The sequence below is a fragment of the Peribacillus tepidiphilus genome, assembly GCF_009466385.1.
Lineage (GTDB): Bacteria > Bacillota > Bacilli > Bacillales > DSM-1321 > Bacillus_BN > Bacillus_BN tepidiphilus.
The window spans coordinates 15309-28752 of sequence record NZ_WIAQ01000020.1 but is presented as its reverse complement, the minus strand read 5'-3'; the positions used below and the strand labels follow the sequence as shown (position 1 = coordinate 28752).

The 13444-nt window shown below is 39.5% G+C and carries 12 protein-coding genes; 11 read left to right on the top strand and 1 reads right to left on the bottom strand.

Going from position 1 to position 13444, the window contains the following annotated elements:
- Positions 1-85: 85 nt before the first annotated feature.
- The 9 genes from GD441_RS11340 to GD441_RS11300 all read left to right on the top strand — a co-directional run bounded on the left by GD441_RS11340 (position 86) and on the right by GD441_RS11300 (position 10111).
- Positions 86-238 carry a hypothetical protein gene (locus GD441_RS11340; RefSeq protein ID WP_153126551.1) on the top strand — a complete coding sequence of 51 codons (153 nt, stop codon included), beginning with the start codon at positions 86-88 and terminating at the stop codon, positions 236-238.
- A gap of 268 nt (positions 239-506) precedes the next feature.
- A complete protein-coding gene (locus GD441_RS11335) occupies positions 507-1205 on the top strand; it encodes a FadR/GntR family transcriptional regulator (protein WP_153126550.1) in 699 nt (232 codons plus the stop codon).
- 62 nt (positions 1206-1267) lie between these two features.
- Entirely contained in the window at positions 1268-2593 is a 1326-nt protein-coding gene (locus GD441_RS11330; protein WP_153126549.1) for an FAD-binding oxidoreductase, read from the top strand.
- 1 nt (position 2594) lies between these two features.
- Positions 2595-3953, top strand: coding sequence for a (Fe-S)-binding protein (locus GD441_RS11325; protein ID WP_153126548.1), 1359 nt, complete (start codon positions 2595-2597; stop codon positions 3951-3953).
- Positions 3953-5410: an FAD-linked oxidase C-terminal domain-containing protein gene (locus tag GD441_RS11320; RefSeq protein ID WP_153126547.1), complete on the top strand. Its 1458-nt coding sequence runs from the start codon at positions 3953-3955 to the stop codon at positions 5408-5410. Before GD441_RS11325 ends, GD441_RS11320 begins: the two co-directional genes overlap by 1 nt.
- Before the next feature lie 222 nt (positions 5411-5632).
- The gene (locus tag GD441_RS11315) at positions 5633-7813 is read left to right on the top strand and encodes a malate synthase G (protein WP_153126546.1); all 2181 of its coding nucleotides are present in this window, start codon (positions 5633-5635) and stop codon (positions 7811-7813) included.
- 147 nt (positions 7814-7960) lie between these two features.
- Positions 7961-8740 carry a fumarylacetoacetate hydrolase family protein gene (locus GD441_RS11310; protein WP_153126545.1) on the top strand — a complete coding sequence of 260 codons (780 nt, stop codon included), beginning with the start codon at positions 7961-7963 and terminating at the stop codon, positions 8738-8740.
- Positions 8741-8812: 72 nt separating this feature from the next.
- Positions 8813-9580, top strand: coding sequence for an IclR family transcriptional regulator (locus tag GD441_RS11305; RefSeq protein ID WP_153126544.1), 768 nt, complete (start codon positions 8813-8815; stop codon positions 9578-9580).
- Between the two features lie 222 nt (positions 9581-9802).
- A complete protein-coding gene (locus tag GD441_RS11300) occupies positions 9803-10111 on the top strand; it encodes a hypothetical protein (RefSeq protein WP_191992166.1) in 309 nt (102 codons plus the stop codon).
- A 107-nt stretch (positions 10112-10218) separates the two neighbouring features.
- Here GD441_RS11300 and GD441_RS11295 read toward each other — a convergent pair whose 3' ends face one another.
- Complete coding sequence (locus tag GD441_RS11295) at positions 10219-10467, bottom strand: YczF family membrane protein (RefSeq protein ID WP_153126543.1); 249 nt, start codon at positions 10465-10467, stop codon at positions 10219-10221.
- A gap of 144 nt (positions 10468-10611) precedes the next feature.
- Between GD441_RS11295 and GD441_RS11290 the strand changes: the two genes are divergently transcribed.
- Together GD441_RS11290 and GD441_RS11285 are read left to right on the top strand one after the other, a co-directional pair.
- Positions 10612-12237, top strand: coding sequence for a spore germination protein (locus tag GD441_RS11290; protein ID WP_153126542.1), 1626 nt, complete (start codon positions 10612-10614; stop codon positions 12235-12237).
- A complete protein-coding gene (locus tag GD441_RS11285) occupies positions 12227-13441 on the top strand; it encodes a Ger(x)C family spore germination protein (RefSeq protein ID WP_153126541.1) in 1215 nt (404 codons plus the stop codon). The genes GD441_RS11290 and GD441_RS11285 overlap by 11 nt, the downstream gene beginning before the upstream one ends.
- Positions 13442-13444: the final 3 nt, after the last annotated feature.

The following is a 13444-nucleotide window of genomic DNA, read 5'->3' as shown; positions in this document are numbered from 1 at the left end:
ACGTTTTCAAGCCCTGTATGAGATAGTATTACTTCTACACAAAAAGGAGTCGTGAGGAAAATTGGGTAGGCTGGTGAATCTCATAATGGCAAAAAAACAAAAAATTGTCAATCTACTTATATTAGAAAAAATATTTGAGCCCTCTCAACGAACCTATTTAATGGATCAGCCATTGGCAGAATTAGAAAAAATGTTTCGATATAAAAAGAAAGAAGAGAGTTCAAATAAACATAGTTGATTCTTGAAAAAAATCTAATTATATAATAGATCATCCTTTTGAAATTATAGAACGAGGGTGTCCCCAAAGTAATTGCGGGATACCTTCTTTTTTTCCGTTTTTTGTCGAATGGCTGATAAAAATATTTTAAGGCCAAACGGTATATAATGAATATTTTGATTTTTTTATAAATTCAAAAATATTTATTGAAAAATCATGAACCTGGTGCTTTAATAAAATTACATTACTTATCAGATATGTGACAACTCAAAGAAAAGGTGGTGAATCTATGAATGTAAAAAGAATACCGACAAAGAAGATTTCGGAATCGGTTGCCGAGCAACTCGAAGAAATGATTTTGTCGGGCAGCTTGCAAGCGGGAGAAAAGCTACCTTCAGTTCGGGAGCTGTGCAATTTATTTGATGTAGGACGAACTGCTGTCAGGGATGCCATAACTACATTAAAAGGAAAGGGAGCAGTCTACGTAAAACAGGGAGAAGGCACCTTTATCTGCAAATTCGACAGCTCTAATTTGTTCTCTAAGCCTGTTTCTGTTCCTAATAGGAATGATCTGCACAAGCTTTTTCAGGTGAGAAAAATTTTAGAGCCTGGAATTGCAGAAATGGCTTCCTTAAATCGTACAGAGGAAGACTTGAAAAGAATGGAATTCAGCCTTTCACAATCTCTCCATGAAGGCTGGGAAGGTGATTATAGCTTTCACATGTCCATTGCCAAGGCCACGGGAAATGAAATTTTGATTGGGTTATTAGAATTGATCTCAACGACAACAAAGAAAGCTATGATGGAAGTACATCATTATATTCAACGAGAGAAGCAGGCAGCTTTAACTATTTTCAACCAACACGAAAAGATCTTTCAATCGATTCAATCTGAAAATGCTAATAAAGCTGGTCAATGCATGGTAGAACATCTCGATTATGTAGAAAAGCTATTACAGTCGCAAATGGCTAAAGAGAAAACTCATTAACTATTTTTTAGAATTAATAAGAAACCATGTTTCTTATTACGAAACAATAGGAGGTGCTTTGTTTGGTAGTATCTGATTTTATAACAGAATTAAAAACAAAACTTCCTGAAGTGAAAATAGAGGCAGGTTCTTTACATACCTCTCACCTAGGGAATAACGGTCAAGCTGTGGTTTTTCCGAAATCCGAACAAGAAATTGCCGAGGTTTTAAAATTTGCAAATCGTCATGGTAAAAAGGTTAATGTAATGGGAAACGGGACGAAAAGGGGCTTTGGAGGTTTAGTAGAGACCGCAGATCTTTTACTTTGTTTAGCGGAGTATAAAGGCATTGTCGAACATATAGTGGGAGATATGACTTTGACTGTCAAGGCAGGCACTCCATTCAAGGAATTACAGACTTATTTAGCTAAGTTCAATCAGCAAATTTCACTAGATCCAAGTAATCCGGAGCATGCAACGATTGGTGGAATTATTGCAGCTAATGACAGTGGTCCGAAGCGCTTAGGGTATGGAGCTGCACGCGATGTCGTAATCGGATTACGCATGGTTTATCCGGACGGAACCATCATCCGTTCTGGGGGAAAGGTTGTAAAAAATGTTGCCGGTTATGACATGAATAAGCTGTATATTGGTTCAATGGGAACATTGGGTGTTATATCGGAAATTACAGTAAAGCTTCGTCCGCTGCCTAAATATGAAAGCGTTATTGTTTTATCTTTTTTGGAAGGTGATTTAGAGGAAGCACGATCATTTGTTAGAAAGCTTTTGGATTCCATGATGGAACCAGTTGCTCTTGAGCTGATCAACCCGACATTATCTGAAAGATTAATAGGAGAGAGGCTATATTCCGTCGCAGTGAGCTTTGAAGACCTTGAGAGCTCCGTTTTATATCAACAAGAATTTGTAAAGAGCATTTTACCTCGAAATGCCAAAGTCAAAATTCTTCAACAAGACAAAGCAGAAAGCTTCTGGAATGAGTTTTATTCCATTTCACCAAATGGAGTAGGATCTGAAGAAAAGGAACAAATAGAAGCAGCTTTAAAAATAGGTGTCGTGAATATGGATGTATTTAGTGTTATTAGAGAGAGCCATCTATTAGAGGATTCACATAATATTTTAGTCGAATCGAATGGTGGGTTAGGACATGGTCTGTGTCAAATAAATCTTAAAGGTTCAAGCGACGATGTTTTATCTGCTATTGATCATGTAAGAAAGATTGCAGTTCGTTTAGGTGGATATGCAGTTGTAAAGCATTTGCCTTATGCTCTTCGCAAAGAAGTAAAAGTTTGGGGAGAAGAACCTGCTCATTTCTTTTTATTAGAAGGTATAAAAGCAAAAGTGGATCCAAACAGGATTTTAAATGATAAGCGATTCGTGGGAGGTATCTAAAATGAGTACAAGAGAACTCGATTTAAAAAATCCCCCTTCCTGTGTCGGCACCGGTGTAAGCAACTATCTTTGGAGCGATCCTCCAGATGAAAATAAATGGGCTGATTGTGTTCATTGCGGTATGTGTCTGGAATCTTGCCCAACCTATGAAATAACGGGTCAGGAACAGCATTCGCCAAGGGGACGTGTGCACCTTATTAAATCCGTCGCTGAAGGTAAGCTACAGGTGAATGAACAATTTATGGACCCTGTGTTTGCTTGTTTGGACTGCCGTGCTTGCACGACCGCTTGTCCTGCTGATGTGGATGTAGGCGGGTTGATTGAAGAGGCACGTGGTCAAATTCGCCAAGCTATACCACTAAAAGGCTGGAAAGGAACAGTAAGTACATTTTTCCTTAAAGGATTATTTCCTCATCCAAACAGGTTACATGCAATGGGAAGTCTATTAAAGTTTTATCAAAAAAGCGGTATGCAAAAAGCTGTCCGAAAGACAGGACTAATCAAGATTATGCCTGATCACTTGGTTGAACTGGAATCGATTATGCCTGAAGTGAAGCAACCTGTCAGAAAGAAGTATAAAGACGAAAAGGTAATAAAAGCAAAAGGCGAAACGAAACATGAAGTCGCATTTTTAACAGGCTGTGTGATGGATGTTATGTTTAGTGACATAAATGAGGCAACGATTAATGTGTTAACTCGCAATGGTAATGATGTGGTCATTCCACAAAACCAAACATGCTGTGGTGCCCTTCATGTTCATGCTGGCGACCGGGATATGGGAAGAAAGCTGGCTAAACAAAATATTGAAGCATTTAAGAATGCTGAGACAGTCATTGTAAATGCAGCTGGATGCGGGTGTATGTTGAAAGAATATCCTGAATTGTTCCGTGAAGATTCTGAGTGGCATGAAAAAGCGGTCGAGTTTTCTAAAAAGGTTGAAGATATTTCTAAATACTTGTATGACACAGGATACGAAAAACCAAAAGCGGAAATTAAGACGCGTATCACCTATCATGATGCTTGTCATTTGGCACATGGTCAAGGAATTCGCCAAGAGCCTAGAGACTTGTTATTAAATATTCCAGGAGTAGAAATGGTTCATATGCCAAATTCGGATCGTTGCTGCGGCAGTGCGGGTATTTATAATATTACGAATCCAGAGATGGCCAATGAGGTCTTAGAAAACAAAATGAAAGATGTTCCTGAAGATGTTGAAATGATTTCGATGGGAAATCCAGGCTGTATGCTGCAAATGGCTCTAGGTGTTCAAAAATACGGGAGAAACCAAAAGGTCGTCCACACCGTTCAATTGCTTGATTTAGCCTATCAAAAAGAAGATCAGTTAAAGGAGGGAAAGTGATGGGGGTAAAAGGCATCAAGACAAATGACGTGCACATTCAGAATTTGGCCGCCATTGTCGGTGGAGCCCGTTCCATTCTTTATCATAAGGAAGATTTAATAGCGTATGACTGTGATGGATTTACGATTCATAAGCATTTGCCAAAAGCGGTCGTTTTCCCGAAAGACACACAGGAAGTAGCTAAACTGGTTAGATACTGTCATGAACATAATCTTCCATTTTTAGCAAGAGGAGCCGGAACCGGATTAAGCGGAGGAGCTATTCCTTTAAATGGTGAGGTCATTATTAGCCTTGTTAGGATGAAACGTCTTTTAAGCGTGGACCTAGAGAACAGGCGGGCTGTCGTAGAGCCAGGGTTTGTTAATTTGAAGCTGACCAACTCCATTTCCGATAAGGGATATTATTATGCGCCGGATCCTTCCAGCCAATATTGCTGTACAATCGGTGGCAATGTTGCAGAAAATGCCGGTGGTGCGCACTGTCTTAAATATGGTGTTACAACGAATCATATTTTAGGTCTTGAAGTGGTTCTGCCAAACGGAGAAATTATTGAGATCGGCGGAAACGGAATCTTGGACACTCCAGGCTATGATTTGCTTGGTTTATTAACGGGTTCTGAAGGTACTTTAGGAATTGTGACTAAAATAACCGTACGAGTTTTGAAAAACCCTGAAGCGAAGCAGACGGTTCTCGCTTATTTTGATAAGGTTTCTGACGGAAGTCAGGCTGTATCAGATATTATTTCTGCGGGTATTGTACCAGCTGCACTGGAAATGATGGACAAAACGGCTATTGAAGGAGTAGAGGCAGCTGCTTTTCCAGTAGGGCATCCAAAAGATATTGAAGCTGTTTTACTTATTGAAGTAGATGGAATTTCTGCTGGCATAGATGAACAGATCGGACAAATTCTTCAAGTTTGCAAGAGTCATCATGTTCGTGAAGTAAAAGTGGCCCAAGATGAACAAGAAAGAGCTAGATGGTGGGCAAACCGGAAAACAGGGTTCGGGGCGATGGGGGCTATTTCACCTGATTATCTAGTACAAGACGGGGTGATCCCTCGAAGCAAGCTCCCAGAAGTATTGAGTAGAATCAATCAAATAAGTGAAGAGTACGGATTGAGGATCGCGAATATTTTTCATGCTGGAGATGGAAATCTTCACCCGCTAGTACTCTTTGATTCAAGAGTCCCAGGAGAAACAGAAAAAGCTTTAGAAGCAGGTAGCGCTTGCCTAAAGGCCTGTGCAGACGTAGGCGGCTCCATTACGGGAGAGCATGGGGTAGGAATAGAAAAGAGAGAAGAAATGCGTTTCGTTTTCAATGATGATGAAATCATTGCTCAAACAAATATCCGAGAAGTGTTTAACCCCAAAAATTTACTAAACGCAGGAAAGCTATTTCCAACGCCCGGACGCTGCGTAGAAATCAAACAAGAGTTAAAAGGAGACGCAGCCAGTTAAACCTCCAGCTTGGGCGGAAACATCTAGTACTTACCCATAAAAATACCGCCCTTTTTATTTTTAATTTTTTGAAAATTATTGAAATAAACCGATGTTTGTGCTACTATTTTTATAAATTATGAAACGGTGTTTTGTAATAACAAACAAAATATTCTTTCATCAAGGTGAGGAAATTTCAATAACCCGTTTCCTTTTATCATTTGTCTTCAAGGAGGATATAAAATGGAAAACTATGTTAAAGTTGGGGAGCTTCAAGTAGCTTCAGTGCTTTATGATTTCATCAATTCGGAAGTTCTTCCCGGAAGCGGTTTGCAAAGCGAACAATTTTGGGCTGACCTAGAGCTGTTAATCAAGGATTTGACGCCAAAGAATAAAGAATTACTAGCTCGCCGTGATGAACTCCAAAGTAAGTTGAACGCATTTTACAGAGAACACAAAAATGGATACGATTTCGAAGAATATAAGGCTTTTTTAAAGGAAATCGGTTATTTAGAGCCGGAAGTAGAAGATTTCAAGATTACGACGGATCAGGTAGATGACGAAATTGCTGTGCAGGCAGGTCCACAGCTTGTAGTACCAGTTAATAATGCCCGCTATGCAATTAATGCCGCAAACGCTCGCTGGGGTAGTTTATATGACGCATTATATGGAACAGATGCAATCAGTGAAGAGGGAGGCGCTGAAAAGAAAGGCGCTTACAATCCAGTGCGCGGTGAAAAAGTCATTGCCTTTGCAAAGGAATTTCTTGACGGGGCAGCACCATTAACAGCGGCTTCTCATAAAGATGCTGTTCAGTATACGGTGGAAGATGGAAAATTATCTGTAACTCTTAAAGATGGAAAGAAAGCGGAACTGAAGGATTCCTCTAAGTTTGCCGGATATCAAGGACAGCCTGAAAACCCATCGGCCATCTTGCTGAAAAACCATGACCTTCATTTCGAAATACAAATTGACCGCAGTCATCCAATCGGTCAAAGCGATGCAGCGGGAGTCAAGGATGTTGTGTTAGAATCAGCCCTCACGACCATTATGGATTGCGAAGATTCTGTGGCTGCTGTAGATGCAGAAGATAAGGTTCTTGTATATCGCAACTGGTTAGGTTTGATGAAGGGTGATTTGTCTGCGACCTTTGCAAAAGGCAACAAAACGATGACGCGAACGCTAAATCCTGATCGAACTTATACCGCTCCAAACGGAGAAGAATTTACTTTATCCGGACGTTCTCTAATGCTTGTCCGAAATGTTGGGCACTTGATGACAATCAGCGCCATCCTTGACCAAGACGGCCAGGAAGTTCAAGAAGGTATTCTAGATACAGTCATAACAAGCTTAATTGCAAAGCATACACTCATTGGTAATGCAAAATACCAAAATTCAAGGAAAGGATCTATCTATATCGTTAAACCGAAAATGCATGGATCCGAAGAAGTAGCTTTTGCCAATACACTGTTTAACCGAGTTGAAGACATGCTTGGTTTGGAAAGACATACACTAAAGATCGGTGTAATGGATGAAGAGCGTAGAACGACTTTGAACCTGAAAAACTGTATTAAGCAAGTAAAGGATCGAATCGTCTTTATCAATACTGGTTTCTTAGACCGTACCGGAGACGAAATGCATACATCGATGGAAGCTGGTCCAATGATCCGAAAGAACGATATGAAATCATCTGCATGGCTTCAAGGCTATGAAAAATCGAATGTTAAAACGGGTCTTGAGACTGGTTTCCAAGGAAGAGCTCAAATTGGAAAAGGCATGTGGGCAATGCCTGACATGATGAAGGATATGATTGAGCAAAAAATCGGTCACTTAAAAGCAGGTGCCAACACAGCGTGGGTTCCTTCCCCTACTGCAGCTACCTTGCACGCTTTACACCACCACCAAGTGAATGTAAAAGAGGTACAAAAAGAATTAGCTAATGAAACGAAAGACTTTAAAGATGATATTTTACAGATTCCAGTTGCTCAAAACCCAAACTGGTCGCCTGAAGAAATTCAGCAAGAGCTTGATAATAACGCACAAGGCATTCTTGGCTATGTAGTTCGTTGGGTAGAACAAGGTATTGGATGCTCTAAGGTTCCCGATATCAACAACGTAGGGCTTATGGAAGATCGTGCAACACTTCGCATCTCCAGTCAACACATGGCAAACTGGCTTCACCATGGGATTTGCACAAAAGAACAGGTCCTAAAGACTTTACAGCGCATGGCAAAAGTGGTTGATCAGCAAAATGCTGGGGACCCTGAATATCGTCCTATGTCTGATCATTATGAGGAATCTGTTGCTTTCCAAGCTGCTTGTGACTTGGTGTTTAAAGGCTACGACCAACCAAACGGATATACGGAGCCAATTCTGCATCGACGCCGTATAGAAGCAAAGGCAAAATTTGCCGTTAAGCAATAATCAAGAATATAATCAAAAAAAGGGCTGACGTAATTCGTGAGGGGCAATGAGGATTATCCCACAACTACTCCTGCGTGTGTGGGAAACCTTTCATCATGAGTCAGCCCGTCCATTTTTCTATAGATAGACAACAGGAGGAGAGTAGACATGAAGATTGTTCGATTTGCAGTAGGTCATGACATTTTCACAGGGGTTTTATCAGATAATGAAATAAGAGAAATTAAAGGGGATCTTTTTGGAGACTGGGAGTATACTGGTCAGCGTTTTTCAATGGATCATGTGAAGCTACTCGCACCGCTAAAGCCAAATCAAATCATTGGAATAGGGGCAAACTTCGTTTCAAAAGTAGAAGATTTACCTGAGAATTTGCCTGATATTCCAGTGTTTTTCTTTAAACCAACTTCTTCGGTGATTGGTCCCGATGAAGAGATTGTCATTCCTTTAGGTATTGAAGAAGTAAAATTCGAATCAGAGCTGGCAGTGATTATTGGGAAAGAAGCGAAACATGTAGCGGAATCAGATGTACTAGATTATGTTTTCGGATATACAATCGGAAATGATGTGACCGCTCCTCAGTTTTTCCACGAAAATGGACATTGGACAATTGGAAAGTCGTTTGACACCTTCACACCTTTAGGGCCAGTGATCGAAACAGAACTTGACCCATTCAAGGTCCGGGTAAAAGCCGAATTAAATGGAGAAGAAAAACAGAATAGCGGAATGGATTTAATGATTATTCCAATCCGAAAAATGATTTCCTATCTCTCTAATGTTATGACACTTAAGCCGGGTGACGTTATTTTGACTGGCAGCCCAGTAGGCGCAGAATTTGTAAAAGCAGGAGATATTATTGAGTGTAAAATTGATGAAATTGGTACTCTTCGAAACACGTTTGTAACGGCAAAAGAGACGATAAAGACTTCATAGGCTCTACAATAGCCCGGCAATGTCTATGTTATAATGAGAGTATTATGGTTCGCACCAGAGGTGAGCGAAATTATGGAAAGAGAAAATATGGTGAAGTCTGTAAGCCGGGCACTGGACATTATTAATTTAGTAAGCTTAAAAAAAGACGGTTTAGGTGTTACAGAGATTTCTAACCAAATGGATATAAATAAAAGTTCAGTATATCGGATCCTTTCAACACTTGTTAAATATGGATATATTGATCAGGATCAAGAAACTGGACGGTACAAGCTCGGATACCGTTTCTTAGAAATAAGCTCAAAGCTTTTGGAATCCATTGACTTAAGATCTGAAGCGAGACCTTATCTGCAGGAGCTTGAAAAAGAGACCAATGAGGTCATTCATCTTGTCGTTTACGATCAAGGAGAAGTTGTTTATATTGAAAAGCTGGAAGGCAACGAAACGCTTCGGATGCACTCAAAAGTCGGTAAAAGGGCACCTATGCACTGCACGTCAGTTGGAAAAGCCATTCTTGCCCATCTTCCTAAAAACGACGTGTTAGATATTCTTGAACGTAAAGGACTTCCATTACATACGGAACATACGATCACGGATGAAGAAGAATTTCTTCAAGAATTACATAAGATTAAGCAAAATGGCTATGCACTAGATTTAGAGGAAAATGAATACGGAATCAGGTGCATTGCAGTGCCGATTTTTGACCATTTAGGCAAAGTAGTCGCTGCAGTCAGTATTTCAGGTCCAACTATTCGAATGACCGATGAAAGAATTGAACAGCTAAAAAATAGTATGATTCCAATCGGACATAAAATATCTGCCAGATTGGGTTATAAAAAATAAAGCCGGGGTAAATCTCTGGCTTTATTTTTTGTTGGCTCTATAAACATCTAAAGCCTGATAAATTTAAAGCAATTGTATTAAGCCATAACAAAGGTAAAAATAACAACTATGGCTGGGCCCAGGGAACCGATCTAAAAAAATCAATCATTAGGATAAATACCCAAGAGTTTTTATTTCCGTTGACATATTCTTTATTGTATTAAGAAAAGAGGAGGAATTATTTTGCACACAGATATAGAATATTGGCCTAATGATGTTGACCCATATATTCAGCCTGAGAGTGATGAAAGAATTTTTGGGTTTGGAGGATTTAGACCCGGATTTGGGTTTGGAGGATTTAGACCTGGATTTGGATTTGGCAGACCATTTTTCGGCAGACCTTTCTTTGGAGGATTTGCAGGAGGACTATTAACAGGTGCATTGCTAAGCCCATTTTTTGGTGGTTATGGGTACGGATACCCTGGCTACGGATATCCTGGCTATGGATACCCTGGTTATGGATATGGTTATCCTCCTTATCCTTTTTATTAATTGGACTAAAAATAAATATATTAATGATGTACTGCTGTCCAAAAGGAAACTTTGGGCAGCATTTTTGCTTCAGCTCCTTGTTTGAGGGAACAGGTCAAGCCTGTTCCCTATTTTACTTGAGATTGTTTAGTTGAATTACTCGTTTTTCTTTCTTTTTTTGAGAAAAGAATAGATTCAATAACTAAAATCAAAATAAAAAGAAAGAGAACAAATAATTCAGCACCTTCCATTGCAAGGAATGGATATAAAGCATTTTGCAGAGCTGTGTTTAGATCAATCCCTATTAAAATGTCGATGCTTAGAGAAAATCCTATTAATAGTCCCATTATCAAAATAATAATGCCAATGATTTTCATTTATGATCACTCTCCAATAGATAGTTTTTTCCTTTTCAAAATCGTTATACGGAAAGAGAAGTGTCTTTAAGATTGTATATATTTGTATAAATAGTAAGTAAATCGAAGAAAATATCAAAAAAGCAAAGAAAGGTATTAATTGCTATGCCTTCATTTTTTAAAAGCAAAAAACAGAAGAAGAACCGTCCAAATCAAAAGGAAAATAGCCAAAATCAGTCTACTAACAGTATGCCTGAATCTCTCAATAGTTCTTTGTCGGCAAATCTTGAGGTCATAAAGCAAAAAACAGGGAATAGTGCAGACGTAGTGATTCGAACGTTGAGAATCGGTGAAAATTCTGAAATTAGGTCAGCCGTTGTTTATGTAGAGGGCATTGTTGACAGTCAATCCATCAACGATTTATTAATCGAATCAATGATGAATAAACGTGATTTACAAGTAAAAATGGGACAAGAAACTATAGAGGTCATTGCAGAAGAGGTAGTTGCTCTTGGTAGTGTAAAGACAGTAAGCGACTGGGATGAATTATTTTTGTCTTTAATGTCAGGTGAAACAATTATCTTAGTTGATGGGAATGAAAAAGTTCTAAGTGCCGGTACTAAAGGTGGGGATAAACGTTCGATTCAAGAACCAGGTACTCAGATGGCAGTCCGTGGCTCAAGAGAGAGTTTTACTGAATCGATTCGGACAAATACAGCCTTAGTTCGAAGGCGTGTAAAAAATCCAAACCTATGGCTTGAATCCATGAGCATCGGTAGGGTTTCGAAAACAGATGTTGCCATTATGTATATCAACGGAATTGCTAAAGAGGAAATTGTCGAGGAAGTACGTAAACGGTTAAAAAGGATTGACATCGATAGCATTCTTGAGTCGGGTTATATTGAACAACTGATTGAAGACCAGACACTGACAACATTTCCGACACTTTATCATACAGAAAGACCCGATATGGTTGCGGGTAATCTTCTTGAAGGAAGGATTGCGATTTTTGTAGACGGAACTCCATTTGTGCTGCTTGCGCCAGCAGTATTTATCCAGTTTTTCCAGTCTGTTGAAGATTATTATGCTCGGTTTGATATCGCAACAGCGATTCGTTTTTTACGAATTCTTATTTTTTTTATATCTCTTATAGGACCCGCTGTATATATTGCTGCTACAACATTTCATCAGGAGATGATTCCAACACAGCTGTTAATTGCTATTGCGGCGCAGAGAGAAGCGGTTCCTTTTCCAGCATTCATAGAAGCAATCATTATGGAAGTGTCTTTTGAAATTTTACGAGAAGCAGGGATCCGATTACCAAAAGCCGTAGGATCGGCTGTATCGATCGTCGGGGCTCTTGTGATTGGACAGGCAGCAGTACAGGCTGGAATTGTTTCGCCGGCCATGGTTATAGTCGTGGCCATCACAGCGATTGCCAGTTTTGCTACCCCTTCATTTGCAATTGCGATTTCTGCTCGTTTAATTAGGTTTTTGTTTATGATGATTGCAGCAACATTTGGTTTCTATGGAATCATTCTGGGGATTATTATGATGATTGTTCATTTATGCAGCCTACGTTCGTTCGGAGTTCCTTATATGTCTCCGCTTGCGCCGTTTATTCCTGCTAATGTAGGTGATACAGTCATTCGATTCCCATGGTGGGCTCTCAAAGAAAGACCAAGGTTAATGACTGCAGATAATAGTGTTCGTGAACAGAAAAACCAGAGGCCGCAGCCTCCTAATGCTCGTGAAATGATAAGTAGAAAAGGTGACCAGAATGATTCGTAAATGGATTTTTCCTTTCATTATACTAACAAGCATAGTGTTACTTTCAGGATGCTGGAGTAATAAGGAATTAACCGATCTTGCGTTTATCGGAGCTTTAGGAATTGATAAAAATGAAGAGGGCAGGTATGTCGGAACCTTTCAAATTGTCAATCCTGGAAGCGTGGCAGGGGGGATGCAAGGCGGAGGAGGTGGGGAGAGGCTACCTGTCACCGTTTATTCCGCTACTGGGAACAACATAGTTGAAGTAAGCAGACGTGCCTCAAGCAAGGCCTCACGAAGGTTATATTATGCCCATACTAACCTATTGGTCATCAGTGATGAACTAGCAAAAGAACAAGGTATCACTACTATATTTGATGCCTTAGATCGGGATCCTGAATTTCGGAATACGGCGACGGTTGTAATTGCCCATAATACGAAAGCAGCTGATATTGTTAAAACCATAACGCCAATCGATAAAATTTCGGCTAATAAAGTGATTAAGACGTTAAAATTTACGGAACAAAGATGGGGAGAACATATAAATGTCAATATTCATGAAGTAATAAAGTCTCTCGTATCTCCTGGAAAAGAACCCATTATCACAGGATTCCGTTTGGTAGGGGATTCAAAACAGGCAAACAAAAACGAGAATATTCAAGAAACCACCCCAAAAGCAACCCTTGAAGCCAGTGGTCTTGCCGTTTTTAAGGATGGAAAGTTGATTGACTGGTTACAAGGAGAAAACGCAAGAGGAACAGTATGGGGACTTAATAAAATTCAAACAACTGAGGTCAATATTAACTGGAAAGGAAAAAAAGAATCCATCGGCTATCAAGTAATCAGACAAAAAACGAAAGTCACTGCCAATATGTTAAAAGGGAAACCAAAAATTTTGATAAATATCCGTGTAGAAGGAGACGTCGGTGAGGTAACGGTTCCTGTGAATCTAACCGATCCGCTCGTTCTAATGAAGATCGAAAAGGAATTGGAAAAAGAAATCAAGAAAGAGATTCAAAATGCCGTTAAACGCGCTCAGAAAAATAAATCGGATATTTTTGGGTTTGGCGAAACGATACATATTTCCGATCCAAAAGCATGGAAAAAGCTAAAACATAATTGGAATGATGTGTATTTCCCTAAAATAGAAGTAGATGTAAAGGTAAACGCTTTTATACGACGCACCGGTTTAAGAAACAAACCGTACATTTCTGGAATGAATTAATCG